This window comes from Kocuria atrinae C3-8 (assembly GCF_000286355.1).
In the GTDB taxonomy this organism is placed as follows: Bacteria; Actinomycetota; Actinomycetes; order Actinomycetales; family Micrococcaceae; genus Kocuria; species Kocuria atrinae_A.
This window is the reverse complement of record NZ_AJXN01000049.1, coordinates 1-26,575: the sequence shown is the minus strand read 5'-3', so window position 1 is coordinate 26,575 and position 26,575 is coordinate 1. Positions and strand designations below refer to the sequence as shown.

The window sequence follows — 26,575 nt, the reverse complement described above, 5'->3', positions numbered from 1 at the left end:
GAATCGCCGTAACTTCCTCCAGCTGTCCGCGGGAGCACCTGGACCCTGGGCCTGGTCGCGGGCGCAGTGGGGCGATGGCGCGTCGGCGGCCCGGAAAGTCCCCGACATGCGCGCCGCGCTGAGCATTCCGGCCCCGGTCGCTCGGGAGGCCATCCCCGCCGGGACCCAGGTGCCAGTCGCCGGCACCGAGCCGTGGTTGACCCCCGTCGAGGACTTCTACCGGATCGACACCGCGCTGAGCGTCCCCCATCTCGACGTGAGCCAGTGGCGGCTGCGCATCCACGGGATGGTGGACCGGGAGATCGAGCTGACCTTCGACGACCTCATCGGGCGTCCGCTGCACGAACGCACGGTGACGCTCGCGTGCGTGTCCAATCAGGTGGGCGGTGACCTCGTGGGAAACGCCGTGTGGACCGGTGTGCCGTTGCGAGAAGTGCTCGCGGAGGCCGGAGCGAGTCCGGACGCGGACATGGTGCTCTCGACATCCGAGGACGGTTTCACGGCCGGGACACCCCTGAGCGCCTCATGGACGAAAACCGCACCGCCATGCTTGCCGTGACCATGAACGGAGAGCCGCTGCCCTTCGAGCACGGCTATCCGGTGCGCATGGTGGTTTCGGGTCTCTACGGGTACGTCTCCGCGACCAAATGGCTCGTGGATCTCGAGGTCACCCGCTTTGACCAGGCCGAAGGCTACTGGACGCCCCGGGGTTGGTCCGCGGAGGGGCCCATCAAGATGTCCTCGCGTATCGACGTCCCCCGAGAAAACGCGAGGGTGGACCCCGACACGACTCTCGCGGGCAGCGCGTGGGCCCAAAACACGGGAATCACCGCGGTTCAGGTGCGCGTGGACGGCGGGGAATGGATGGACGCAACTCTCGCCGCAGTGCCGTCCGAAGACACCTGGCGGCAGTGGTCCGTGCGCGTCACCGATCTTCCTGCCGGTTCCCACACCGCCGAGGTCAGAGCGGTGGACGCGGACGGTCAGGTGCAGACCTCGGAGCGTGCACGCCCCGACCCCAACGGTTCCTCGGCTGGCACGAGCGGGTCTTCACTGTGCGCTCCTGACCACCCCCTCACCGGACAGTGACGCCGAGCACCGAGCTCGTGACATCGATCCGTGCGAGAGGATGCGCGCCGACCCGTGATCGGTCATGATGCAGGCATGACGGATTCCTCCAGCTCTGCGAGCGGCGCACTGACCGCGCCCGAGCAGCAGCGACTGCAACGCAAGGTCCTGATCGTGCTCGCCACCGGGCAGATCATGGGCGGCTTGGGCGTGGGTGCCACGCTTGCCCTCGGTGCCCTGCTGGTCGCGGATGTGTCCGGGTCGAGTGCGCTGTCCGGCCTGGCTGCCACCATGAACACTTTGGGCGCTGCGATTCTGGCCATCCCGTTGGCCCGCTTGGCACAGCGGCGAGGGCGGCGGATCTCGCTGACCACCGGAGCGCTGGTCGCGATTCTCGGTGCGGCCGTCATCATTACGGCCGCGGTGCTCGGGTCTCTTCCCTTGCTGTTGGTCGGCATGGGGTTACAGGGAGCCGGTATGGCGCTGAACCTGCAGTCTCGCTTTGCCGCTACGGACCTGGCCCTGAAGAAGACTCGCGCCCGGGATCTGTCATTGATCGTATGGTCCACCACAATTGGTTCCGTTGTGGGGCCCAACCTCTTCGAACCCAGTGAGTTCCTGGGCCGCGCCCTTGGACTTCCCCAGTTCACCGGGGGGTTCCTCATCGCCATGGCCGCACAAATCCTCGGTGCCGCGGTCTATTTTCTGGGGCTGCGACCCGACCCTCTCAAACTCGCCCTGGCGCAGGGAACATCGATCAAGAACAAGCCCAGTCCCACCGGCGGGTTTGGGAGCCTGCGTTCGGTTCCGGCCGCTCGCCGAGCCGTGCTGGTCGTGGCTCTGTCCCACGCCGTGATGGTGGCGGTGATGTCCATGACCCCGGTGCACCTGACGAGTCACGGCGCCACCCTGTCCATCGTGGGGCTCACGATCAGCCTGCACGTGGCCGGGATGTACGCGCTGTCCCCGGTGTTCGGTTGGCTCGCAGACAAAATCGGCCGCGCCCAGACGGTGCTTCTGGGTCAGGCGACGTTTGCCGTTTCCCTGCTGCTGACATTCTTTGGGGCGGAAAGTCAAAGCCTGGTGCTGGTGGCACTGATCCTGCTGGGTTTGGGCTGGTCCGCATCCACCGTGGCGGGATCCACCATGGTCACCGAATCCGTGCCGGTGCAGGACCGTCCCGGGCTGCAGGGAACCTCGGATCTGGTCATGAATTTGTGCGGCGCCGCCGGTGGTGCGCTGGCCGGACCGATCCTGGCCATGGTCGGCTTCTCCGGGCTGGGGTTGGTGTACCTGGTGGCGGTGATGGTCGTGGCGGTTGCGGCCGTGAAGACTTTGCGCGCGCCACGACCCGCCAACTGATCCGCCCGGCCATTTCATGCCGTCTTACTGAAGAGTAGAGCGGGTTACTCTGCAGTAAGACGGCATCAGATGGTTCGCCACCCATCAGCCAATCTCACGCCAGGTAGAACCCGCCATCCGAGGTGAGCACCTGACCGACGATCCAGGCGCCGTCGTCCGTGGCGAGCCAGCTGATCAGCTTGGCGGGATCGGTGGGTTCGCCGAAACGGCCGAACGGTTGAGCGTTCAGCAATTCCTGGACGCCCTCGAGCGAGCGATCCGTGGCGTCCGGCGCGAGGTAGCCGGTGTCCACGGGGCCGGGATTCACGGTATTGAGTACGATGCCGAGCTCCAGTAGTTCCGCGGCCACCGTGGCGGTGACGCCCGCGAGCGCGGCCTTACTCGTGGCATACGCGACCTCGCCGCGCATCGGCCCGTGACCCTGGCCCGACGTCATCCAGAACACGCGTCCTGTCGGCTTGGTGAATGTCTTGCCGTGCCCACTACGCAGTCGATCGCCCGGCCTCGCGGCCCCCCTGGGCCCATCGGTCTTGAGCAGTGCGAAAGCCCTCGTCAGCAACAGGGTGGAGCGAGTGTTGGTGTCCCAGAAAGCGTCCAGAGCCTCCGGCGTCATGTTCAGAATGGAGCCGTCCCCGCCACTCTTCGCCTGGTTGCAGACCAGGATGTCCAGAGAGCCGGTGAGCGCGTGCGCGGCGTCGATGAGCGGCTGGATCTGCTCTGTGTCCTGCAGGTCCGCGCTCATCTCGCCCAGCACGGCACCTTCCGTGAGTTCCGCCCGCAATTCGCCGACGACGCCGCTCAGATCGTCCGCGCCCCACGGCTGGTCCTCGTCGTGCGGGCTGTAGTGGTGGATGAACACGCTGGCGCCCAACTGAGCGAAGGCGCGGGCCACCGCGAACCCGATCCCGCGGCGTCGTGACACCCCGGTGACCAGGGCGGTTTGGCCGTGCAAGGGAAGCGTTCCGCGAGAAGTCGTCATGGCTACAGTCTTGCAAGAGACCTTTATTGAGACCAGATCCAACGATTGTCTCAATAACGATCTTATTGAGACAATTATTTTGAGCAGTCTCAGTAAGGAGCCTCATGCCCACCACTAAATGGCCCGCAATCGACCACGAAACCCACCGTTGGGTCCACCGCGACCCCATGGCATCTCGTCGCGCGCGAATTCGGAACACCGGGAATTTCAAGGCCGCAGTGGTTCCCGACATCTCCTCGCTGACCCCCGATCTCTCTCACGACACCCTCGCATCCGCACACAATGCAACGGCCTCCATGGTGGCTTTCGATCGCGAGTCCGGAGGGTTGGCCTCACTGCCGTTCGCCGCAGTCCTCTTGCGAGGTGAGTCAGCGACAAGTTCCCAGATCGAGAACCTGACCGTTCGCGCCCGCAAGTTGTCGCTGGCTGCCGTGGGCGCACACATCGGCGGGAATGCAGAGCTGGTCGCCCGCAATGTAGAGGCAATGCGGGCTGCCATCGACACAGCCTCTCACCTTGATTCCGACGCCATTCTCACCATGCACCGCGTGTTGACCGAGGGCGTTCAGGGCGATGCAGGTGAGTGTCGGAACGAGTGGGTGTGGATCGGTGGAGATTCACCGGTCACCGCTGCGTACGTGGCGCCCGAGTACTCCCACGTTCCCGCGGCCATTGAGGACTTGATCAACTTCTTGCACCGTCGCGATTTGGATCCCACCGTTCAGGCAGCCATCGCTCATGCCCAGTTCGAGACCATCCACCCCTTCACCGATGGCAACGGGCGAACCGGGCGGGCCATCGTATCCTCACTGCTCCGCGCACGTGGGACGGTTCAAAATGTCAACATTCCCATTTCCTCGGGATTGCTGCACGACATCGACGACTACATCAATGCTCTGAACGACTACCGCGCCGGAAACCCCGCGTCCATCGTGGACTGTTTCTCCAATGCGGTTCTGGGGTCGCTTGCTAACGCAAATCAGCTGATCGACGACGTCCGCGCCTTCCATGAGCAAGTCCTGGATTCACGACGCCGCGTCACCTCGCCACTGCGCGCGGTTGCTGAATTGTGCTGTTCGGAACCCGCCTTTACGGCAGGAATGGTGGAAAACATCGCGGGCATTTCGAAAGCCACCGCCTACCGCACGGTGGACTCACTGACCGAAGCCGGGTTGTTACGAGAAGAGCGGTCCATCAAAGTACGGGGCCAGAAAGTCTGGGTGGTCCCCGCCGTCGTGAGCGCCCTGGATGACTTCGCGGAGCGCGCCGGTCGCCGGCATTTCGGCTCCTGACAGCAGAACCGTCTGATGCCGCCTTACTGCAGAGTAGGGGTGGCTACTACGCAGTAAGGCGGCATCAGATGGCGGGTGGTCTTCCAGGGGGCCGGAACTAACCCAGCAACCCGCTCACGCGACGCATCAGTGCGGCCAGACGGGCGGCGTCGTCGCCTTGGAGCGCTGAGAAGAAGAGCTCCTGAACGTCGCGGGCGTGGGCGGGACGGAGCTCACGGAAGGCGCGCAAGCCTTCGGTGGTGAGGACTGCTTCCCAGCCGCGACCGTCGCACTCCACACGGCGACGTTCCACCCAGCCGCGCTTGCCCAGCACACCGATTTGGTAGCTCAACCGCGACGGCGAGAACACCATGCGGTGCGCCAATTCACCCATGCGCATGCAGTGCTCCGGGGCGTTGTAGAGCAGCAGGAGTACCTGGTAATCCATCAGCGTGCAGCCGTGGTTCTTGAGCCGTTCCTCGATGCGCGCGGTGAGCTGAGCCGTGGTCTCGAAGTAGACCTGCCACGCGTCCCAGTCCTTCCGCGACACGTCATGGACACCCGCGCCGTCCGGGCCCATTACGGGCTCAGACGGCTCGGACGCACAGGTCACCGTGGCGCTCATGATCCCACCGAGGCCAGCAGGCTCGCGAAGTCGGGAACGTTACTGAACTCGTCCTTGACCTCGCGGCGCAGACCGGGGCGAGCGGCGTCGGCGTCGAACGAACCGGACGCACCGCCCGGCGAACCCGCGAGCAACATGGTGCCGAGCGAGGCGCCCACGCGGTCGATCCGTCGCTGCAGGTCAGCGTGACCCCAGTCCTCGGAGGCCGCGTAGATGCCCAGCGGCAACACGAGAGCCTTGAGGTAGCTCAGCAGCGGCCGCATGGCCGTGTCGAGCACGAGCGAGTGGCGCGGCGACCCACCCGTCGCGGCGATCACGGTGGGCAGGTTCTCGAGCGCGGATTCATCGATCACGTCGAAGAACTGCTTGAACAGCCCCGAGTAGGACGCCTTGTACGTGGGCGAGGCCGCAACCAGGCCGTCCGCGTTGAGCACGGTGTCGATCGCGTCCTGCACGGCCGGGGAGGCCACGTGCGTGATCATCATGTCGGTCAGCCCGTGGGCCAGGTCGCGCAGCGAGATCACCTTGATATCCAGGTGCTGCCCAGCTTGTTCGACGACGCCGCTCGCGGCCTTCGCGATCGCCTCACCCAAGCGCGTGGTCGTGGAGTCTTCTGATAGCCCAGCGGTCACCACCGCGAGGGTCAAACGATCAGTCATGGTGTCCTTCTCTCTACGTACTGCTTGTTGCTGCGTGAAATTACTTGGAGTTCTCGTGGTCGCGCTGAGCGGCTTCTGCCTGCTTGGCACGATCCTTGGCTGCCTGGGAATCCGGGTCGCCGCCGGGGATCGGGTCCTTGCCGGCCTTGTGACGGGCCACCAGGGACTCGTGGGTCGGGGCTTCGGGCACGTGCGCCGGGCGCAGGGCGTCGAATTCCTTGCGCAGCACCGGGAAGACCTCTTCGCCCAGCAGGTCCAACTGCTCGAGCACGGTCTTCAGCGGCAGGCCTGCGTGGTCCATGAGGAACAGCTGACGCTGGTAGTCACCGGCGTAGTCACGGAAGGACAGGGTCCGCTCGATGACTTCCTGCGGCGAGCCCACGGTCAGCGGGGTCTGCGAGGTGAAATCCTCCATGGACGGGCCGTGGCCGTAGACCGGGGCGTTGTCGAAGTACGGGCGGAACTCACGCTTGGCGTCCTGCGAGTTCTTGCGGATGAACACCTGACCGCCCAGGCCCACGATCGCCTGGTCGTAGGAGCCGTGACCGTAGTACTCGTAGCGCTGACGGTAGAAGTCCACCATGCGCTCGGTGTGCTCCTTGTTCCAGAAGATGTTGTTGTGGAAGAAGCCGTCACCGTAGAACGCGGCCTGCTCCGGGATTTCTGGGGAGCGGATGGAGCCGTGCCACACGAACGGAGCCACGTCATCCAGCGGGCGCGGGGTCGCGGTGAAGCCCTGCAGCGGAGTGCGGAAACGACCGGAGAAGTCCACGTTCTCCTCGTGCCACAGGCGGTAGAGCAACTGGTAGTTCTCCACGGCCAGCGGGATGCCCTGACGGATGTCCTTGCCGAACCAGGGGTACACGGGGCCGGTGTTACCGCGGCCCATGGTCAGATCCACACGGCCATCGGCCAAGTGCTGCACGTAGGAGTAATCCTCGGCAATGCGCACCGGATCGGTGGTGGTGATCAGGGTGGTTGCGGTGGACAGCTGAATGTTCTTGGTCTGCGCGGCCACGTGCGCCATGAGGATGGGCGGGTTGGCCGGAGCCACGAACGGCGGGTTGTGGTGCTGGCCGGTCGCGAACACGTCCATGCCCAGCTCTTCGGCCTTCTTGGCGATCTCGACGGTCGCTTGATGCGCTCATTCTCGCTGGGGGTTTTGCCGGTGGTGGGGTCCATGGTGACGTCACCGATGGTGAAGATGCCGAGTTGCATGACTGCCTCCTGTGTCTTGGATGACGACGCCGCTGCGGTAGTCCCGCTGGCCCGTTCCGTTGGTCTTTCAAATTTGAACTACCTACATAATGCACCCGATCCGAGATTTATTCCACGGAAAGTTTCCCGATGTGGGCAAGGGCACTCTTCGGTCGACTAACCCCGTCGGGACTGGTCGCATTTGGGCTAATTCCGGTGAAATTGTTGAACAATCTTGCGTCGTGGGGCATCCTGGAACTCACCAATGAGACGGAGGTCACGCATGACGGTCATCGATCTGAACAGCGACGTGGGCGAGTCGTTCGGCAACTGGAGCATGGGGGACGACGCCACCATCTTCCGGTCCGTCTCCTCCGCCAACGTGGCGTGCGGGTTCCACGCCGGCGACCCGAGCGTGATGGCGCAAACGTGCCGGGACGCCGTCGACGCCGGTGTGACCGTGGGCGCGCACGTGGCGTATCGGGACCTGGCCGGTTTCGGCAGGCGTTTCCTGGACTGCTCCCCGCAGGAGCTGGCGGACGACGTGCTCTACCAAATGGGCGCGCTCGAGGCCATGGCGCGCTCGGCGGGCACCGAGATCAAGTACGTGAAACCGCACGGTGCCCTCTACAACACGATCGTGCACCATGAGGTTCACGCCCAGGCCGTGATCGACGCGGTCAAGGCCTTTGGCGGCGACCTTCCGCTGTTGCTGTTGCCCGGATCCGTGGCGCTGAAGAAGGCCGATCAGGCCGGGCTGCGCGCGGTGGCCGAGGCGTTCGCGGACCGAGGCTACACGCCGGAGGGGACGCTAGTGTCCCGCCGGGAAGAAGGCGCGGTGCTGCATGATTCGGCGGAGGTCACGGAACGCATGATCCGCTTGGCCGAGGACGGCACCCTGACCGCCGTGGACGGTTCCACCGTGCGCATTCAGGCCGAGAGCATCTGCGTGCACGGTGACACCCCCGGCTCCGCCGCCATGGCCGCGGACGTCCGCGCCGGGCTGGAGCGAGCCGGCGTGGAAATCCGGTCGTTCGCATGAGCCCGGACACCTCCTCCGCGCAGGACGGATCCGCTTCGCGCGACCGATCCGCTGAGCAGACACCGTCCGGCATTCGGAACGCCTCCGGCGGACATGACGCTTCGCCGTCCCAGAGTCGGCCCTCTGATTCAGCTGCATCGGAGCTTCCGCTCCGCTGGGCCGGAACGCGCGATTTCCTGATCGAGTGTTCGTCACTGGATCACGTCATGCGCTGGCACGCGCAGCTGAGCGCACGCCCTTACCCCGGTCAGCTCGACGTGCTGGCCGCCGCGGAGACGGTCCTGCTGAGCTTCTCGACGCACGCGGCCGCGCGACAGGCCGCGAGCGACGTCGTCACCGCTCACCTTGACCAGGCCGACTCCGCGACCGGCAAGACCGTTGAGATCGACGTGATCTACAACGGCGAGGACCTGGCCGAAGTGGGTGAGCTGACCGGGCTCGGCGAGCGCGGCGTGATCGAGGCGCACACGGGTACCGAGTGGACCGCCGCGTTCGGCGGTTTCGCACCGGGTTTCGCCTACCTCGTGGCCCCCGGGGATCCACTCGAGGTGCCACGCAGGGAGTCGCCGCGCACCGCGGTTCCGGCCGGATCCGTGGCGCTGGCGGGGCGGTTCTCAGCCATTTATCCGCAGCGGTCGCCGGGCGGTTGGCAACTGATCGGGCACACGAACGCCCCCTTGTGGGACGTGAACCGCGAGGAACCCGCCCTGATTCGCCCGGGGGACACGGTGAAGTACCGGGCGGTACGAGAGCTCGTGGAGGTCACGTCGGACAGCTCGGCAGGTGCTGAGTCTGATACCCGTGACGACTTGTCTCGTGGGCTCGTGATCGAGGATCCCGGCATGCAGTCGCTGCTTCAGGACGTCGGCCGACCGGGCCTGGGTGATCTGGGCGTGGTGGCCTCGGGAGCGGCGGATCAGGCGTCTGCGGCACAGGCGAATCGGCTGGTGGGCAACTCCCCCGATGCCGCCGTCATCGAGACAATGTTGGGCGGACTCACCGTTGCCGCCCGCGGGCACCACGTTGTTGCGCTGACCGGTGCGCCCGCCCCGGCGCACATTGATGGCCCCAATGGTCAACGCTCTGCACCAGTTGGTACGCCCTTCGCTTTGTATGACGGCGAAAGGCTGAACCTGGACGCGCCCTCGGCTGGACTGCGCAGTTATCTGGCGGTGCGCGGCGGCTTCTCAACCCCGGAAGTTCTGGGGAGCCGTTCCACGGACGTGATGTCCGGGATCGGGCCGGAGCCGTTGACCGCCGGGGACGAGCTTCCCGTGCCGACGGTGGCTGCGGGGCGCGCCGTCGGCGATCCAGAGGCCCCCGCGGTCGAGCTCCCCGCAACGGACGAGCCCACCGCGCTGCGCGTGACGCTCGGTCCGCGCGATGACTGGTTCACCCCGGAAGCCCTAGAGACCCTTACCGCCCAGGAATGATGGTAAGCAGCCAGTCCAACCGCGTGGGCGTGCGCTTCGAGTCGCCGGGGGGCGAAAACTTGTTGGAGCGCTCCCGCGAGGGCGAACTCGCAAGTGAGGGTGTAGTTGCCGGTTCGCTGCAGGTTCCCCACTCCGGAGTTCCCGTCCTTTTCCTGGCCGACCATCCCGTGACGGGCGGCTATCCGGTGATCGCCGTGGTCATCCCGGAGGACCTACCACTCGCGGCACAGTTACCGCCGGGCGCCTCGGTCCGCTTCTCGCTCGTCGATTCGGATCCCCCGGGCCTGGAACGTCCACGTCAGGATGATGCCACCCCACCGCGGGAGACCACCCCGCCGCCCTCTACCACCACGTCGTCCTCCGCAATCCCACCAGGAGTATCAGCATGAAGAAGGTCTTGATCGCCAATCGCGGGGAAATCGCGGTCCGGATCGCACGGGCCTGCGCGGACGCGGACCTCGTCTCGGTCGCCGTCTATTCCGAACCCGACGCCGATTCTTTTCACGTCCGCATGGCCGATGAAGCCTACGCGCTGCCCGGCTCGTCCTCGGCGGACACCTACCTGAACATCGAGGCGCTCCTGGACGTTGCCTCCCGCGCGGACGCAGACGCCGTGCACCCCGGCTACGGATTCCTGTCCGAGAACGCGGACTTCGCCCAGGCCGTGACCGATGCCGGCCTCACCTGGATCGGCCCGACCGCCGAGGTCATCCGCACACTCGGCAACAAGGTCACGGCCCGCGAGATCGCGGTGCGCGCCGGTGCCCCTTTGGTGCCAGGTACGGACGGCCCCGTCGACGACGCCGCCGCGGCCCGGTCCTTCGCCGAGGAGCACGGATTGCCCATCGCCATCAAGGCGGCCTTCGGCGGCGGTGGCCGTGGGATGCGCATTGCGCGAACCTTGGACGAGGTCGAGTCCGCGTTCGATGCGGCGGTGCGCGAAGCGACGTCGGCGTTCGGGCGGGGCGAATGCTTCGTGGAGCGCTTCCTCGAGAAGCCGCGCCACGTGGAAGCCCAGGTCATCGCGGACACCCACGGCAACGTCACCGTGGTGGGCACGCGCGATTGCTCGCTGCAGCGGCGGAATCAGAAGCTCGTGGAGGAGGCCCCGGCACCGTTCCTGAGCGACGAGCAGCGGAAGACCATTCACGAATCCGCGCGGGACATCTGCCGCGAGGCCGGGTATACGAGTGCGGGAACGGTCGAGTACCTGGTCGCGCCGGATGGGCTGATCTCGTTTCTGGAGGTCAACACGCGATTGCAGGTGGAGCACCCGGTCAGCGAGGAGACCACCGGGGTGGACCTGGTGCGCGAACAGTTCCGCGTGGCCGATGGTCTCGAATTGAGCGTTACCGAGGACCCGGAACCGCGCGGGCACGCGTTCGAATTCCGGCTCAACGCGGAGGATCCGGCGCTCGGTTTTCTGCCCACTCCCGGCACCGTGGAGGCCTTCGAGGCGCCCACGGGCGCGGGGATCCGCGTGGACACCGGCGTGCGTTCCGGGTCCGTGGTGCCGCCCGATTATGACTCGATGCTGGCCAAGCTCATCGTGTGGGGCGAGGACCGACAGCAAGCACTGCGGCGCGCCCGAGCTGCCCTGGCGGAGCTGACCATCAAGGGGTTGCCCACGGTGGTGCCGTTCCATCGGGCCGTTCTGGATCACTCCGATTTCACCTCCCCCGATGAGCTGGGGGTGTACACCACGTGGATCGAGGACGCGTTCACCGAGGAGCTGGAGGTATCGCCGTACGTAACCTCCGGAGCTGCTGAGCGCACCACCTTGACCGTGGATCTCGACGGTAAAGCCGTGCAGCTCGGACTCCCCACCGCCATGGTGGAGGCCCTGCTGCACGGTGGCGGGGCCCGTGCGGACGGTGAGGGGGCGGCGTCGTCGGCCGGAAGTGAAGCGTCGGACACCACGCTCGCCGCGCCCATGGACGGGACGGTCGTGAAGTGGGCCGCGGAGGACGGCACGGAGGTTTCAGAGGGCGATACCGTGCTCGTGCTCGAGGCCATGAAGATGGAGACTCCCGTGCGCGCTCACCGCTCCGGCACGCTAACCCGGGGTGCCTGGACGAGGGCGACTCCGTCAGCAAGGGACAGTCGCTGGGGGACATCGCCTAGCGCGGTGAGAGGATGGGCCGGTGACCAGCAACTATGCATTCGAGCCCGCCAGCGCGGCGGCGCACACTTCCGCTACGGCACCTTCCGGGACGCCGACGCCGCTCGACACCGACGGCGCGCAAGCGAGCGGTCTCGCGGCGGCTCAGTTGCGCGCGCGTATTTCGGGAGGTCAGTTGGCGCCCGGAGCCAAGCTCTCGGAGCAAGCGATTGCCCGGGAACTGGGCATTTCCCGCAATACGCTGCGCGAGGCGTTCACGGTATTGGCCGGCGAATCGCTGGTGGACCGAGTGCCAACCGCGGAGTGTTCGTGGCGCGTCCGACCGCAGACGACGTCCGAGAGATCTACAGTGCCCGTCGCATTATCGAGCCGGGGGCTGTGCTGTGGGGCTCGTGGTCGGAGCATGAGCTGACCGAGCTGGAATCTGTGATTGCGTCCGCCAGGAAGGCTCGCGAGGCCGGGGACATCAAGGGCATGGGTGACGCCAATCAGCGTTTCCACCGCGGACTCATGGCACTGACCGGTTCGGACACCCTGGTCACCACGATGGATCGGTTGCTCGCTCGAATGCGGCTCGTGTTCCACTCGATGTCAGCGGATCCCGGTTTTCACGGGGACTATGTGGACCGCAATGCCAAGCTGCTGCGGTTGTTGGAGGCTGGGCAGCGCGCCGAGGCGGCGGAGGCGCTGCGGGAGTACCTCACCTTCGCGGAAGCGCAGTTGCTGGAGCACATGGCGTAGCGGCTGCGGCACTCACGAAGCCTGAGGCACCTTTAAGCCATCCCAAGATTCTGGGCACGAAAAAGCCACTCCGAGCGCCGCGGAGTGGCTTTTCCATGCCTCAGATCTCGGCCACAGTTTTTCAATCGCCTCAACTGCAGCGTCGCGGCCGAAGAGTTTGTGTGGCAGCACCACCTGCGTGGGCATGCGGCTACGTCAGGGGACCTGGTAGTCGGAGTCCCTGGCGTCCGTGATGAGCATGTGGCCGGGAGCGTGGGAGATCGCGAACGGTTGGCGGGATTCCATCACGGCGGCCTGCGGGGTCACGCCGCAGGCCCAGAACACGGGGAGGTGGCCCGGTTCGATGCGGACGGGGTCGCCGAAGTCCGGTTGGTTGATGTCCTGGATCCCCAGATCTTCGGGGTTGCCCACGTGCACGGGAGCGCCGTGGACGGCGGGATAGCGGGAGGTGACGCGAACGGCGTCGGCCACCTGGGACGCTGGCACGGGACGCATCGAGACCACGAGCGGCCCGGACAAGGATCCTGCCGATGCGCAGCGGCGGTTGGTGCGATACATGGGGACGTTCACGCCCTGATCGTTGTGGGCCATGCGAATGCCGTTGTTCAGCAGGGCGTCCTCGAACGTGAAGGAACAGCCCACCATGAAGGTGACCAGGTCGTCGCGCCAGTACTCGGTGATGTCGATAGGGCGGGCGACTTCTTGGCCGTTCTCGTAGACGACATACTGCGGGAGGTCCGTGCGGATGTCGCCGTCTTTGAGAAGTTCGCCGGTGGTCTCCCCCGCGTCCAGCACGCCCAGCACGGGGCACGGTTTGGGGTTGCGTTGGGCGAATAAGAGCACGTCAAAGGCGAGCTCGCGCGGAACGATGATCAGGTTGGCTTGGGCGTAACTCGCGGCGATTCCCGATGTGGGACGGAGCAGGCCGTCGCGGAAACGCTCGCGGGCTTCCCGGGGGGTGAGACGGGCCAGGTCAGGGTCTGCATCCTGGTGCGTGCCCGCGGGTGCCGCACCGCCGCAAGATTCTGATCAGCGCCCGTGGCTGCCGAGACATTGCCTGGCATCTCGTCCATGGCGATCAGCTCCACAGCTTGGTGAGCCCGGCCAGGGAGTTCCATCCCAGGAATAGGGTGAGCAGCCACGCGAGCACACCAATAATCAGGAGCCACTTGGGATACACGTAACCGTGCAACAGGTCTCGACGGCGCCAGGCCACCCACAGCAAGATGGCGAAACCGAACGGGAGGATCAGCCCGTTGAACGCTCCCGCGAAGATCAACAGCGTCTGCGGCGCTTGGCCGAGGAACAGATAGACCACAGCACACACGAAGATGAAGGCAACAGTCAACAGGTTGCGGGTCCGCGGGCTGCCGGCGGACTTGGTCACGAAGGAGATGGACGTGAATGCCGCACCGATCACTGAGGTCAGAGCGGCAGCCCAGAGCACTACACCGAAGATCCGCACGCCGATTTCTCCGGCGGCGGCACCAAACGCTTCGGCGGCCATGTTGTCGCTGGTCAACGCCACTCCCCCGGCCACCACACCGAAGATGGCGAGGAACAGCAGCACGCGCATGATGCACGTGACCAGGATGCCCAGCACGGAGCTGCGGCTGATCTGTTTGACACTTTCCACGCCGCTCACGCCCGAGTCGATCATGCGGTGCGCGCCGGAGTAGGTGATGTAGCCACCCACGGTGCCGCCGATCAAGGTGGTGATCACCAGGAAGTCGATTTCTTCGGGGAGCACCGTGTTCTTGAGCGCCACTCCCACGGGAGGGGCGGCCACGATCGCCACGTAGAGCATCAGCAGAATCATGACGGCGCCCAGCAACACTACGATCCGGTCGAGCGCCATACCGGCTCGCTTGGAGAGGAAGATCAGGATCGCAATGGCCGCGGAGATACCGCCGCCGATCTTCGGATCCAGCCCGAGCATCGCATTGAGACCGAGCCCGGTTCCGGCAATGTTGCCGATATTGAACACGGCTCCACCCACGAACACGAGGGCCGCCAGCACAATGCCCGCCCCGGGCAGGACCTTGCTGCCCAGTTCCTGCGCACGCTGACCGGAAATGCCGATGACCCGCCAGACGTTCAGTTGCACGGCAATGTCCACCAGGATCGACACCAGGATCGCAAACGCGAAGGCCGCCCCGAGCTGGACCGTGAACACGGTGGTCTGGGTAATGAATCCGGGGCCGATCGCACTAGTGGCCATGAGGAACATGGCGCCGAGGAGCGCGGTGCGGTGCCCGCCGGAGTTCGTCTTGACCGGTTCGGTTCCGGGTTCGGAGGGCTGGGCGGGCTGCCGGGCTGGGGCGCTGCTGTCGACATGTCTTCATCCGATGGGTCGGGTGACTGGGGTCACAGATTGACGTGTTGCCGGAAGACTACAGGTTGTTCAACAATTCGGGCAAGAGATTGTTCAACAACTTTCCCGCCGCTCGAACGGAGGGCTGCGCTGCAGCGTGGACACCCGGCCCGCTGAACCACACCCTGGCAACCGTCGACGCTGAATCCGGGCACGCCTCGGCCACCCTCAAGATTCTGGGCACGAAAAAGCCACTCCGGGCGAACCGGAGTGGCTTTTTGATGTCTCAGAGCTACGGCCAACAAGCCGTCGCTCACTGCGCTCAGCGCAGGATGGGCAACTGCATCGGGTAGCGGTAGACCTCACCGTTGTTGGCGCGCACGGCGGCCACGATGTGGCAAACCAGGAGCAGCACCCAGTAGGCGGCGATCAAGATGAGCCCCACAGGGAACAGGATGACCGTGAAGATGCAGATCCAACCGATCACGTTGATGATCCACAGGGTCACGTTGAAGTTGAAGGCGCCGGCAGACGCGGCTCGCAGGAACGGGCTCTTGTCCTTGTAGATGAACCACACGATCAACGGGCCCACGAAGCCCAGCCAACCCACCGAGATGATGGCGGCAATGGGTCCCGACAGGTGCGTCAGGATGGCCACGGTCTTTTCATCGTTCTGAGGACCGCTGGAACCGGTCCGGTGGTGGGTGTCGTAGTTGTCGTAGCCGCCGGCACCGCCGGAGCGGTAGTCCGGGCGAGGTTGCTGCGGTTCGTAACTCATGGCATCTCCGTCAAGGTTGTGATCCACCGGCGGTGGAGGGTCCGGGGGTTTCCCGTTAGCTCCAGCCTAAAGTCCGGAGCCCACCACTGCATTGGGGTTTTCCCCACTCTTCACCACCGGCTGACCTCCGGCTTCCGCAGCCGCCGTGGCCTGCGACTCCCCGCGGCCCGCAGAATGCTTGCCGGGCCCGCGAGAACCGCGCTGACCGAACTTGCGGTCATAGGCCCACCCCGCCACCAGTGCCACAACAACGGCGACGAGCAGGATCAGAGAGATCCCGATCAGCCCCGACTGCAAACCGGCATCTGCATGAGCATCGAAGTACAGGAGCGACCGAATCATCATGAAGATGTGATGCAGCGGCTCAATGGGGGCGATGATCCGGAAGAAGTCCGGCACCGCTTGCAACGGAACTACTGCACCCGCGGAAGGCAACCCCATGAACACCAGGTAGATCATCGACAGCAGCATGCCTGCAGAGCCACCCAGAGTGATGAGTGCGAGCACCACGGCCGAGACCGCAGACAACGACAGCCAGCCCGCGAAGAACACCGCCAACCCGTGCGGCATGGGCATGCCCACCCCCGCGGCAACCCACAGCATCAGCGCCGACGTGGGTGCGGCGGCCACGGTGAACAGGCCCCACTTGATCAGAAAGTTCAGCCACCGAGGAAGGCCCACGCGCGGCAGATCCCGGAACAGTGGACCCATTTCGAACGGTGCCATGCCCATCCGTGCATCCATCAGAACGTTCACGGCAATGGATCCGGAGAGACCGATCACCAGCAGGATAATCGCGTAGTAGAACGCGCCCATCCCCAACGCTGTGCCCTCTTCAAGCTCTTGATAGGGCTTGGTGTCCACGTTCACCGGATCCCGCAACAGATCCGTTGAGACGGAGCTGACCTTGGGTGCTAGTTGATCCGCCACCTGCTTGGGAGTGTTGGCCTGGGCTTCCTGAAGTTGCTGCGCGAACTGCTGCACGGCAGGACCGCCCTGCGCAGCCGACCGGGCCAGTTCTTCGGACTGCTGATCCTGCTGCGATTCGAGTTCCGACAGCACCTGCTCGTAGGCCTGCTGCTGGGCGGACTGCGCAGATTTCACAAGTGATTCACCCATCGTGGAGCTGGCTTGCTCCAGCCCCGGCTGCACAGCCTCCGTGGCGATCCGAGTCCCGAGAGAACCTGCCTGCGGGTCCGTGTACAGGGTGATTTCCGGCCGAGCCGCAGACTCCTGCGTCAGAGAGCCCCTGACCATGCTCACCGTGTCCTCCGAGAAGGACTCCGGGATGACCACCACTCCGAACAGCTCGCCGCGCTCCAATTGGTCCTGCGCCTGATCCCAATCCAGCCGACGCAGATCCAGCCGCTCATCCTTACCCGCCTCGGATGCAAAACCGTCCTCGATGCGGTGACCGTAATTCTGCTTCTCGGTTCCACCGCCCTCTCGCGGCACGTCCGCCCCGCGATCCTGATTGACGATGGCCACCGGGAAGTCCTTGAGGTGACCTGCCGGATTGGACAACCCACCCAGATACAGGGCCGTTCCGAGGACCGCCAGGACCATGATGACCACCGCCGGAAGCGCCCAGAACGTTGCCGAATAGAACGGTCCGCGCTGCCGCCCCGCTGCTTGATGAGAGGTGCGCGCGCCTAGTTTGCCGTCTGCCATAGTTCCCCTGAATGTGGTTTGGATACATTACTGTATCGAGTTTTCACATTCACGATACACTGATGTATCGAGGCGGCAAGAGGGAGCGAGTAAAAGTGACTGACCAGACGTCACACGGAACGGACGAGGACGCGGACAAGCGGTCCCGGACGGCCACGCGCAGGAGGCTCGTGGCGTCGTCGGCGGGGGTTTTCGCCGAGAAGGGGATCGACGGCGCCTCCATCGGCGAGCTGTGCGCGGCCGCCGGCTTCACGCGCGGAGCCTTCTACTCCAACTTCGCGACCAAACTGGATCTGGCGGTGGCGGTCTTCGAGAACCTGGTGGAAAGCCTGATCGAGCGCCTCGACTCGGAACTGGAGCAGTGGCTCGACTCCGACGCCGGCACCGAGGAGGTCGTCACCCGCATCATCGAAGGCGTCACGGACCAGTCGTCCAACATGAACGTGCAGGCCGTCCGCCTCGAGCTGTTCCTCGCAGCATTCCGCTCGAGTGAAGTTCGCGATGTCGTCCGTCCGATGCGCGCAAGGCTCTACGGCGCCGTCGAAAACGCGCTGGGCCGCGTGGCCGAAAGTCAGCACCTGGAGTTCACGATCCCCGCCGCAGACATGACCCAACTCATGCTCACCAGCTACAGCGGCCAGCTCACCGATCGCATGGCCATGGGCGAGAACACCGACCAGCGCGTCATCCCAACCATGTGGCTCGCGTTCACCCGCCCCGCAGCACAAAAGCCCTAGCATTCTGGGCGGTCCGGGGTTAAGCTGCTCGGGTCTTGTTGTCCACGAAAGGTGTGCGCTGTGAAGCTTGCCGGTTCTCTCTGAGCCCGCCGCTGCACGCGCTTCTTCGCCTTCGTTCTCTCTATTGACGACGCCGCTCTGACCCTCCCTTTTCCCGCCACCTCTCGTAGGCGGCAGCTTTCGGGTCACCTCATGGCGCGGCAGCGGATCATCCTCTTTCTTTCAGGAGATCCACATGCCCCATTCACAACAGACACTCATCACATTTTCCAGCCTCTCCGTCACCTGGGCTGACGGCACAGAGTGCTTCACCGACCTCTCGGGTTCGATTCCCCGAGGAGTCACCGGGCTGGTCGGAGACAACGGAAGCGGCAAGTCAACGCTGCTGCGAGTCCTCACCGGACAGCTCGACCCGACAACAGGGTCGTTACACCGCGCAGCCAGCATCGCGTACGTCCCGCAGGACATCACCGCCCAGTCCGAATCCACAATGGATCAACTTCTGGGTATCGACCACATCCTGAAAAGTCTCCGCGCGATCGAGGCGGGCAGCGTGGATGAGGCGGAGTACGACGTCGTCGGCGATGACTGGGATATCGAGGAACGCGCGCGAGCGGAACTGGCCACGCGCGGGCTCCCCACCGATCTGGAACGGCGCGTTGCGGAGCTCTCCGGCGGCGAAATCGTGCGGGCGGCGTTGGCCGGGGCGGTGCTACGGCGAGCGCAGCTGACCGTGCTGGACGAGCCCACCAACAACTTGGACACCGCCGCGCGCGAGGATCTGTTCGCGACCGTGCGGGGGTGGAGGGCGTCGCTGCTGATCGTGAGCCACGACCGGCAACTGCTGGAACTCGTGGATCAGATCGTGGAACTGCGGGACGGACAGCTCACCGAATTCGGTGGCACGTACAGCGAGTACGAGGCCTACCTGGCCACCCAACAGGAGGCTGCGCTGCGTGAGGTGTCCCGGGCGGAGGCTGAGGCCAAGAAGCAGAAGCGGGAGCGCATCGAGGAGGAGACCAAGCTGAGCCATCGGGTGACCCGGGGTGAGAAGTTCAAGCGGCAGAAACGCAAACCCGGCATGGCCATGGGTAACGACGCGATGTCCGCGCAGGTGCAAGCGGGTAAGTTGCGAGGAGTGCTGTCCGACCGCGAACGGGCTGCGTCCGAGGCCGCGGCGGATGCCCGAGATGCGATGCGTACAGACCGGCATATTCGCATTGAACTTCCCCAAACGGCCGTGGCCAATGGAACCAAGGTGCTCGAGCTGGAACGCGTCCTTCCCGAGGGCGAAACCGAAAGGTTCGACATGGCCGGCCCGGAACGGGTGCGGTTGGCCGGTCGGAACGGTTCCGGGAAAACCACGCTGATCGAGCGCGCGGTGGGGTGGACTGCCGATTCCACCGAGGAACCACGCGAGGCGGATCTCGCGGGTGTGGCCCCGTGGACCGTCCGCTACCGGCTATCACCCTTGGGGTACATCCCGCAGCGACTGACCGTGGAGCGCCCGAAATTGACGCTCGTTCGAGAGTTGCAAGTGGCGAACCCGGCAGCCACCGAGCATGCATGCCGCGAGACCCTGGCTCGATTCCTGTTCCGCGGTGCGCAAGCGGATAAACAGATGGGTGAGCTATCCGGCGGCGAACTACTGCGCGTTGAGTTGGCGCGGGTGTTGACCTCGGAACCGGCACCCAAACTACTCATCCTGGACGAGCCCACCAACAACCTGGATCTACGGTCGGTGGATCAGCTGGTGGATGCGCTCAACGCGTTCGAGGGTGCCCTGCTGGTGGTCAGCCACGACGACAGTTTCATCGAACGAATCGGGGTGACGGCAGAATTGGCGCTTGATGTCTAAGGTAACTAACGCCCGCTCACACCACCTGCGGCAACACCACGAGCATGCTCACGGACCAGATGAGATGGGCGATGATCGGCGGCGTCAGCGACTGGGTTCGCTCCCGCAACACGGCCACCAGCACACCGAGTGCGGCGGCAGCGAAAGCCAGGAGCGGCACTCCTGCCAGGGCGGTGACTGCGGTATACAGCACCGTGGTCACGACCATTCGATATCTAGGCTTCACGGCCCTCCACAGCGCACCTCGGTAGAACATCTCCTCCGCAACACCATTGACCGCGGTGGTAATCAGCACGAACACCAGGCTGCCCACGCGGGCGTAGTCCAGGAGTTCATCCACTGGATCACGCAGGAACGGAATGAACCGCACCAAGAAGGCGCCCGCGAAGAAAACGAGGGCTAAGAGGACACCGCCCACAACGGCGTCGCGAATCCCGCGCCGGGAGGCGTGCCATCGAAACCTGCTGCCCACCAACCGAACCGCCACGAGACTGCCCACGATGTAGATCGCGGCCAGAATGAAAGTAGCCGGGTAGAACCACGGATCCCCCGCTTCGATGCGCAGGGACCACGCGAGCGCGGCAGCCGCCAACACCCCCGTGACGATGACGGCCACGCGAGATGCTCCTCCGGGCAGGGCCGACTGCGCGTCGGTGGACAGTGCGTCGGATTCCCTCACGGTGCCGCCTTTCACCTGGGTTGTGGTCGGGTCTCTGGGTTGCCGGAGCACGAGTGCGAGTGTCAGTCCCTGCGGGGGTTCAACGCGCGAATGGTTCCCGTGAGCACCGCGGCGAAGGCAGTCCATCCGGCGTACGGCGCGAGCACCACGCCCTTTTCCACGGACACCTTGCCCGACCGGCGCACCAGGTCGGCTGTGCTCACGGCCAGCGCGATCGATTCTACGGCGGCCGGGCCCAGCTTCTTGCGGTCGAAGAACAGCACGCTCCAGCCCGCATTGAGCGTCAGGTTGATCGCCAGCGCTGCCACATAGTTGCGCTGCTCCTTGGTGCGGCCCTGCTCCCCCAGATCGGCAATGGACAGGGAACCGATCGCCGCGATGTCCGCGTAGAGCGCCGTCCAGGCGATGGGGAACAACCACGCGGGCGGCTGGAACGCGGGCTTCTTCAGCGTCTTGTACCAGGTCGAGTTCGGTTTGGTCGCCAGCGATCCGACGACGGCGGTCGCGGCCACTCCCGCACTGGTCGCCCAGAAAATCTTGGCCCACCGGGAGGTGTCCACGTTCTTGACGGCCATACGCACGGCATCGTGGAACGATGTGTGGCCACCCGGCGGCGGACCCACGTAATCGTCCAGGTCGCGCTCGCGCACCACGGTGTCGTGCTGGAGGCTACCGATGAGCGGGCGAACCAGTGACGTGTTCACCGGCGTGACCAGTCCGATCCAATATGCCGCCAAATTTGGGGTGGTGACCTGGGCGGTCAGCATGAAGCGCGGGATCTTGTTGAGCGCGCTGGCGTACTCCTTGAGCATGTCGGCGTACTCGAGGGGTTCGGGGCCGCCCACGTCAAAGGTGCGATTCACGTCCTCCGGTAGATCCGCAGCGGCCACCAGATAATGCATGACATCGGCCACCGCGATCGGGTGGATGTGGTTGCGCACCCACTTGGGAGCAACCGCTCCGGGGAGCCGCTCGGACAAGTGCCGAATCATGGTGAAGGACGAGGACCCGTCCCCAATCACCACACCGGTCTGCAATGCGGCTGTTGGAACGCCGGAGTCCATGAGCACCTGACCGACTTCCACCCGGGAACGCAGATGGTCGGACAGCTCTTCAGTAGTGGTGCCTGCGGGGTGAAGGCCACCCAGATAGATGATCCTGTTGACGCCCGCATCGCGCGCGGCCGTGGCGAAGGTGTCCGCCATGGACTTCTCTTCCGCCACGAAGTCATCCGTGTCGCCCATCGAATGCAACAGGTACCACGCGACGTCCACGTTCTCCATGGCGCGGGCGATGTCCTTGGCGTCCGAAGCATCGCCCTCGACAACCTCTGCCTGACCAGGCCCAGCCTCTTGACCGTCTGCAACTACGCAGTCACCCCACTGGAGATGGCGCACCTTGTCCGCGCTGCGACTGAGCACTCTGACCCGCCAGCCCCGGCCGAGCAGTTCCTGCGCCACGTTGCCGCCGATGTACCCCGTGGCACCGGTGACCAGTGCCAAGCGTGAAGTGTCGCTCATGAGAACCCCTCATTCTGATGGACCTGGCGCGGACACGTCGCCGCGCAATAGTTCGCCTACTGAGCATCGCACCGCTGACCACACCCGCGCGGAGCCACACCTGGAGATCTACTGTGTACGCCGCATTCTGCTCTACTTAACGACCCAAATTCCTGACGCCCTGTAAATCCATCGACGTTGCATCCCTAGAACTCGTGACTTCTGGCTTTACCGTCGATCAGTTTGCGGAGCCGTCAACCTACGCCTGTTTCCTCACACTCCACGCCCGGCTAGGGTGAAAGTCCAGGTGAAACCGCTACTCAGGAAGGGACAGGCTATATGCCCTCCCCGTCAGACAGGCATTCCGACAACCGCCTCAACGGTCAATCACCAACACCGTCGCGCCTGAAGCGGATCCTCACTTTCTTTGTGGTCTTTTTCCTGACGTTAACCATGATCAGGATCTACCGCGCCGACGATCTCCTGGCCACCAGCTCGGACCTGGGCCGCGCATTTGTCGTCATCTGGGGACTTTTCATCATGGTGGTCTACTTCCTCCGCACTGTCATGTCCCCGAAAATCGAGACCATCATCTGGGTGCTTTTCGCGGCGCTGGCAATTTTCGGAGTTGTCATTACCGACTGGGCGCGCTTCAATCTCCTGGAATGGAATATGGGATTCCTGCTCGTCTGGGCCCTCGCGTGGGTTATTGGGAGTCGTCTCCTCATCCACCCACCCCAGCGCACTCCCCGCACGTCGCAAACGACTTAGCTACCCCCGCGCATCCACGTCCTCGAAAATGAGGAACGTCTGGGTGTCCACCACTTCGGGCATGGGCTGGATCTTCTCGAAGATCACGTCACGCAGTTCCGTGGTGCCGCTCGCCCGCACCAGCAGCATCACGTCGAACGTTCCACCCACGAGCGCCACGTGTTGGACCTGCGGAATCTGCCGCAACTTGGCGCACAGTGACGGCCACGTGTTCTGCTTCAGCCGCACGGTCACGTACGCGGACGCTTCCAACCCCGCACGCACCGGGTCGATCACCGCGGTGTAGCGCAGAATCACGCCCTGGTCGTGGAGTTTCTTGATCCGCTCGTAGGCGTGCGCGCGCGAAATATGCACCCGACTTGCGAGCGCCGTCACGGACTGGCGCGCGTCCCGGGTCAATTCGTCCAGGATCCGCCGATCCGTATCGTCCAGATCCGCCCGCCGCTTCTCGGTCATCCCGCTCCTCTTTCTTCACACACTTCGCCGACGACGCCGCTCGCCGCCTTCTCGCCCCGCCGATCGGAGTCATCTGCACCCATCCGACAAACCGTCATGACGTAGGTCACATCAGATCATATTGTCCACGATGAGCCCCTGAAGCGCACTTTTGTCCAGTGCATCCCAGAACTGGGGAGACAACAGGCCGATAGTTCCCATACTTGGATCACGAAACGTCTGAACCAACCATGGAAGGGGTCGGCCATGAGCGAGCCCACTTCACCCGGCAGCGATCCCGCAGCCGAAACCCCCACGCCGGACTCCGAGACTCCGGAAGCGCAGGAGACCTCCACGCCCGAGGCGACCTCGCCCAGCGCCGTCGACGAAACCCCCGCAGAGGACACCGCACCCGTGATCCCGGCGGTGGAAGCGTCCAAGAACTTCGGCATCACCCCGGAGGCCTACATGCTTCCGGCGACCAGCGAGATCCAGCTGCTGGCCCCGGATGGACAGCCCGTCCCGGACAGCGAGCAGGGCCCCGAACCGGGTCACGAGTACCCGATGCCCTCGACCGAGCAGTTGCTCAAGGCGTACGAGAAGCTCGTGGTGGGTCGCCGCATCAACGACCAGAACATGGCGTTGGTCCGTCAGGGCCGCATGGCCGTCTACCCCTCGAGCCACGGTCAGGAAGCTTGCCAGGTCGCCGCGGCCATGTGCTTGGGCGACAACGACTGGCTGTTCCCCACCTACCGCGATTCGGTGGCCGTGATGTCCCGCGGTGTGGATCCGCTCGAGGTCATGAGCACGTTCCGCGGTGACTGGCACGGTGGCTTCGACCCGCGCGAGTACAAGGTCAGCATCCAGGCCACCCCGCTCACCACCCAGCTGCTGCACGCTGTGGGTGTCGCCCACGCTGCCAAGCTGCGCGGCGAGGACACCGTCACCCTGGCGATGTGCGGCGACGGCGCCACCTCCGAGGGCGACTTCCACGAGGCCCTCAACTTCGCCGCCGTATTCCAGCTGCCCGTCCTGTTCCTGGTGCAGAACAACGGCTACGCGATCTCCGTGCCGCTGTCCTCCCAGACCCACGCACCCACGCTGGCGCACAAGGCGGTCGGCTACGGCATGGCCGGCGAGCGCGTGGACGGCAACGATCTGGCTGCCTGCTGTCCGTACTGGGCCGCGGCGTGGAACTGTGCCGCCAGGGCAAGGGTCCGCTGCTGGTCGAGGCCATGACCTACCGCATGCAGGCGCACACCAACGCGGATGACGACACCCGCTACCGCGAGCGCGACGAAGTCTCCGAGTGGGTCGCCAAGGATCCGATCACGCGCATGCAGCGCTACCTGACTGATCAGGACGCCCTGGACGACGCCGCCTCGGAGCAGATCTCCTCGCACGCCGAGGACATGGCCAAGCGCCTGCGCGAAGCCATGGCCACCAAGCCGGAGTTGGATCCGCAGGACCTGTTCCGCCACGTCTACAGCGAACCCACCACCCAGTTGCGCGAGCAGTCCGATCTGCTGGCCGACGAACTGTCCCGAGAGGAGGCGTGATGAGCGTCCAGAAAATCAGCTTTGCCAAGGCGCTGAACACCGCTCTCGCGGACGCCCTGGAAACCGATCCGAGCGTGCTGGTCTTCGGCGAGGACGTGGGAACCTCGGTGGCGTTTTCCGCATCACCGACGGCCTGACCGCCAAGTTCGGCCGCGAGCGTTGCTTTGACACCCCTCTGGCGGAGTCCGGCATCATCGGCACCGCCGTGGGCATGGCCATGAACGGCATGCGCCCGGTGGTCGAGATGCAGTTCGATGCCTTCGCCTACCCCGCGTTCGAGCAGATCGCCTCGCACGTGGCTAAGATGCACAACCGCACCCGCGGCAAGCTGGGCATGCAGATGGTCATCCGCATTCCCTACGGCGGCGGCGTGGGCGGCGTGGAGCACCACTGTGATTCCTCGGAGTCCTACTACGCACACACCCCGGGCCTGAAGGTCTTCACCCCGGCCTCCGTCTCGGACGCCTACCTGATGCTGCGCGAGGCCATCGATTCCCCGGACCCCGTGGTCTTCTTCGAGCCCAAGCGGTTGTACTGGTCCACCGCCCAGATCGACCTGGACGAACTGCGCGAGCAGTACGCGAACGGGACCGCGCAGAAACGCGAGGGGCACGCCGTCGTCGCCCGTGAAGGCACGGACGCAACCCTGATCAGCTACGGCCCGTCCGTGCCCGTGTGCTTGTCCGCGGCGGAAGAAGCCGCGCAGGACGGCATGAGCGTGGAGGTCATCGACCTGGGCACCATCGTTCCCTACGACGACGAAACGGTCGCCACCTCCGTGCGCAAGACCGGCCGCGCCGTGGTCGTGGCCGAGGCGCAGGGCTTCGCGTCCGTGGCCTCGGAGATCGTGGCGCGCACCCAGCAGCGCTGCTTCCATTCGCTGGCCGCGCCGGTACTGCGGGTCACGGGATTCGACATCCCCTACCCCTCGCCGGCTTTCGAACACCATCACATCCCCAGTGTCGAGCGGATCCTCGACACTCTGGACGAACTGCAGTGGGAGGACTGACCCGTGAGCATCAATGTGTTCCATCTGCCGACCTGGGCGAAGGTCTCACCGAGGCGGACATCCTGCACTGGCTGGTCGCCGAGGGTGACACCGTGGCCATGGACCAGCCGATCGTGGAGGTCGAAACCGCCAAGTCAGCGGTCGAGATCCCCAGCCCCTTCGAGGGCACCGTCCACCAGCTGCACGGGGCGGAGGGCGAGACGCTCACCGTGGGCCAGTCGCTGATTTCGGTGTCCGACGGCGCGAGGCCCCGGCCACGGAGGACGCACCGGCACCGGCGGTCGATGCTTCCAACGCAGATTCTCCCGCACCCACCCAGGGCGCGAGCTACCGCGAGGAGGAGCGCGCGGGCACCCAGCCTTCGGCCGAGGAGTCCGCGGACGACAGCTCCGACGAGTCCTCCGGCAACGTGCTGATCGGTTACGGCACCACCGCCGGTGGTTCGTCCCGCCGACGCCGCCGCGGCAAGTCCGCGAGCCGGTCCGGCGGTTCGGCGACCGGCCAGTCCGGTGCCGCGTCCCACACCCACGACGCGCTCACCGCGGCTCCACGGATGGCCCCCACGGTCATCTCGCCGCTGGTGCGCAAGCTCGCCAAGGAGCACGGCGTGGACATCACCGCGCTCACGGGCACCGGCCCGGGCGGGTTGATCATGCGCCAGGACATCCGGGCCGCCATGGATCAGGTGGACGATCAACGACGTCGCTCGGATTCGGCCGGCCCCGCGCCCACCGGTCTCGCGACGGCACCTCCCGCTCCCCCCGGC

At 65.2% G+C, this 26,575-nt stretch carries 21 protein-coding genes and 5 pseudogenes; 15 read left to right on the top strand and 11 right to left on the bottom strand.

Going from position 1 to position 26,575, the window contains the following annotated elements:
* The first annotated feature begins 106 nt into the window (after positions 1 to 106).
* Together YO9_RS21435 and YO9_RS0106230 are read left to right on the top strand one after the other, a co-directional pair.
* Positions 107 to 1,089 (top strand): annotated as a pseudogene (locus YO9_RS21435) (molybdopterin-dependent oxidoreductase).
* Between the two features lie 75 nt (positions 1,090 to 1,164).
* A complete protein-coding gene (locus tag YO9_RS0106230) occupies positions 1,165 to 2,430 on the top strand; it encodes an MFS transporter (protein WP_223286204.1) in 1,266 nt (421 codons plus the stop codon).
* Between the two features lie 94 nt (positions 2,431 to 2,524).
* On the opposite strand, the gene YO9_RS0106225 is transcribed toward YO9_RS0106230, so the two are convergent.
* The gene (locus YO9_RS0106225; RefSeq protein ID WP_031272777.1) at positions 2,525 to 3,409 is read right to left on the bottom strand and encodes an SDR family oxidoreductase; all 885 of its coding nucleotides are present in this window, start codon (positions 3,407 to 3,409) and stop codon (positions 2,525 to 2,527) included.
* Positions 3,410 to 3,513: 104 nt separating this feature from the next.
* Here YO9_RS0106225 and YO9_RS0106220 point away from each other — a divergent pair, with 104 nt between their 5' ends.
* A complete protein-coding gene (locus YO9_RS0106220; protein WP_016996699.1) occupies positions 3,514 to 4,701 on the top strand; it encodes a Fic family protein in 1,188 nt (395 codons plus the stop codon).
* A gap of 97 nt (positions 4,702 to 4,798) precedes the next feature.
* Here the strand turns inward: YO9_RS0106220 and YO9_RS0106215 are convergent, their stop codons facing one another.
* The 3 genes and pseudogenes from YO9_RS0106215 to YO9_RS0106205 form a co-directional block, all read right to left on the bottom strand.
* The gene (locus tag YO9_RS0106215) at positions 4,799 to 5,305 is read right to left on the bottom strand and encodes a MarR family winged helix-turn-helix transcriptional regulator (RefSeq protein WP_223286203.1); all 507 of its coding nucleotides are present in this window, start codon (positions 5,303 to 5,305) and stop codon (positions 4,799 to 4,801) included.
* Positions 5,302 to 5,964 carry a CE1759 family FMN reductase gene (locus YO9_RS0106210; protein ID WP_016996697.1) on the bottom strand — a complete coding sequence of 221 codons (663 nt, stop codon included), beginning with the start codon at positions 5,962 to 5,964 and terminating at the stop codon, positions 5,302 to 5,304. Before YO9_RS0106210 ends, YO9_RS0106215 begins: the two co-directional genes overlap by 4 nt.
* 40 nt (positions 5,965 to 6,004) lie before the next feature.
* A pseudogene (locus YO9_RS0106205) lies at positions 6,005 to 7,182 on the bottom strand (LLM class flavin-dependent oxidoreductase).
* A gap of 262 nt (positions 7,183 to 7,444) precedes the next feature.
* Here YO9_RS0106205 and YO9_RS0106200 point away from each other — a divergent pair.
* The 5 genes and pseudogenes from YO9_RS0106200 to YO9_RS21860 all read left to right on the top strand — a co-directional run bounded on the left by YO9_RS0106200 (position 7,445) and on the right by YO9_RS21860 (position 12,499).
* Positions 7,445 to 8,203, top strand: a complete 759-nt coding sequence (locus YO9_RS0106200) for a LamB/YcsF family protein (RefSeq protein ID WP_016996695.1) — start codon at positions 7,445 to 7,447, stop codon at positions 8,201 to 8,203.
* 206 nt (positions 8,204 to 8,409) lie between these two features.
* Positions 8,410 to 9,636, top strand: coding sequence for a 5-oxoprolinase subunit B/C family protein (locus YO9_RS0106195; protein WP_317259767.1), 1,227 nt, complete (start codon positions 8,410 to 8,412; stop codon positions 9,634 to 9,636).
* Between the two features lie 59 nt (positions 9,637 to 9,695).
* On the top strand, positions 9,696 to 10,025 hold the full coding sequence (locus tag YO9_RS20675) for a 5-oxoprolinase subunit C family protein (RefSeq protein WP_317259766.1): 330 nt from the start codon (positions 9,696 to 9,698) through the stop codon (positions 10,023 to 10,025).
* Positions 10,022 to 11,760: pseudogene (locus YO9_RS0106190) on the top strand (acetyl/propionyl/methylcrotonyl-CoA carboxylase subunit alpha). The gene YO9_RS20675 and the pseudogene YO9_RS0106190 overlap by 4 nt, the downstream one beginning before the upstream one ends.
* A 4-nt stretch (positions 11,761 to 11,764) precedes the next feature.
* Entirely contained in the window at positions 11,765 to 12,499 is a 735-nt protein-coding gene (locus YO9_RS21860) for a GntR family transcriptional regulator (RefSeq protein WP_472973938.1), read from the top strand.
* Positions 12,500 to 12,694: 195 nt separating this feature from the next.
* Here the strand turns inward: YO9_RS21860 and YO9_RS0106185 are convergent, their stop codons facing one another.
* The 4 genes from YO9_RS0106185 to YO9_RS0106165 form a co-directional block, all read right to left on the bottom strand.
* Positions 12,695 to 13,471, bottom strand: a complete 777-nt coding sequence (locus YO9_RS0106185) for a putative hydro-lyase (protein WP_031272774.1) — start codon at positions 13,469 to 13,471, stop codon at positions 12,695 to 12,697.
* Positions 13,472 to 13,577: 106 nt separating this feature from the next.
* Positions 13,578 to 14,729: an NRAMP family divalent metal transporter gene (locus YO9_RS0106180; protein ID WP_016996692.1), complete on the bottom strand. Its 1,152-nt coding sequence runs from the start codon at positions 14,727 to 14,729 to the stop codon at positions 13,578 to 13,580.
* A 406-nt stretch (positions 14,730 to 15,135) separates the two neighbouring features.
* Positions 15,136 to 15,591 (bottom strand): DUF4870 domain-containing protein, encoded by a 456-nt coding sequence (locus YO9_RS0106170; protein ID WP_223286199.1) that lies wholly within the window; start codon positions 15,589 to 15,591, stop codon positions 15,136 to 15,138.
* 66 nt (positions 15,592 to 15,657) lie between these two features.
* Positions 15,658 to 17,262 carry a DUF3533 domain-containing protein gene (locus YO9_RS0106165; RefSeq protein ID WP_016996689.1) on the bottom strand — a complete coding sequence of 535 codons (1,605 nt, stop codon included), beginning with the start codon at positions 17,260 to 17,262 and terminating at the stop codon, positions 15,658 to 15,660.
* A gap of 95 nt (positions 17,263 to 17,357) precedes the next feature.
* On the opposite strand from YO9_RS0106165, the gene YO9_RS0106160 reads away from it, so the two are divergent.
* Together YO9_RS0106160 and YO9_RS0106155 are read left to right on the top strand one after the other, a co-directional pair.
* A complete protein-coding gene (locus tag YO9_RS0106160; RefSeq protein WP_016996688.1) occupies positions 17,358 to 17,999 on the top strand; it encodes a TetR/AcrR family transcriptional regulator in 642 nt (213 codons plus the stop codon).
* Between the two features lie 235 nt (positions 18,000 to 18,234).
* Positions 18,235 to 19,857: an ATP-binding cassette domain-containing protein gene (locus tag YO9_RS0106155; RefSeq protein WP_016996687.1), complete on the top strand. Its 1,623-nt coding sequence runs from the start codon at positions 18,235 to 18,237 to the stop codon at positions 19,855 to 19,857.
* Positions 19,858 to 19,873: 16 nt separating this feature from the next.
* On the opposite strand, the gene YO9_RS0106150 is transcribed toward YO9_RS0106155, so the two are convergent.
* Positions 19,874 to 20,536, bottom strand: coding sequence for a type II CAAX endopeptidase family protein (locus YO9_RS0106150; protein ID WP_223286198.1), 663 nt, complete (start codon positions 20,534 to 20,536; stop codon positions 19,874 to 19,876).
* 62 nt (positions 20,537 to 20,598) lie between these two features.
* Entirely contained in the window at positions 20,599 to 22,056 is a 1,458-nt protein-coding gene (locus tag YO9_RS0106145; protein WP_016996685.1) for a tryptophan-rich sensory protein, read from the bottom strand.
* Positions 22,057 to 22,374: 318 nt separating this feature from the next.
* Between YO9_RS0106145 and YO9_RS0106140 the strand changes: the two genes are divergently transcribed.
* Complete coding sequence (locus YO9_RS0106140; RefSeq protein ID WP_016996684.1) at positions 22,375 to 22,806, top strand: hypothetical protein; 432 nt, start codon at positions 22,375 to 22,377, stop codon at positions 22,804 to 22,806.
* Here YO9_RS0106140 and YO9_RS0106135 read toward each other — a convergent pair whose 3' ends face one another.
* Complete coding sequence (locus tag YO9_RS0106135; RefSeq protein ID WP_016996683.1) at positions 22,807 to 23,262, bottom strand: Lrp/AsnC family transcriptional regulator; 456 nt, start codon at positions 23,260 to 23,262, stop codon at positions 22,807 to 22,809.
* A 447-nt stretch (positions 23,263 to 23,709) separates the two neighbouring features.
* Between YO9_RS0106135 and pdhA the strand changes: the two are divergent.
* The 4 genes and pseudogenes from pdhA to YO9_RS17225 all read left to right on the top strand — a co-directional run.
* Positions 23,710 to 24,800: pseudogene (gene pdhA, locus YO9_RS0106130) on the top strand (pyruvate dehydrogenase (acetyl-transferring) E1 component subunit alpha).
* Positions 24,800 to 25,809: pseudogene (locus YO9_RS0106125) on the top strand (alpha-ketoacid dehydrogenase subunit beta). Before pdhA ends, YO9_RS0106125 begins: the two co-directional pseudogenes overlap by 1 nt.
* Positions 25,797 to 26,225 carry a biotin/lipoyl-containing protein gene (locus YO9_RS17230; RefSeq protein WP_016996682.1) on the top strand — a complete coding sequence of 143 codons (429 nt, stop codon included), beginning with the start codon at positions 25,797 to 25,799 and terminating at the stop codon, positions 26,223 to 26,225. The pseudogene YO9_RS0106125 and the gene YO9_RS17230 overlap by 13 nt, the downstream one beginning before the upstream one ends.
* The coding region (locus YO9_RS17225; RefSeq protein ID WP_223286197.1) for an E3 binding domain-containing protein at positions 26,219 to 26,575 on the top strand (357 nt) is incomplete at its 3' end. The genes YO9_RS17230 and YO9_RS17225, both read left to right, overlap by 7 nt.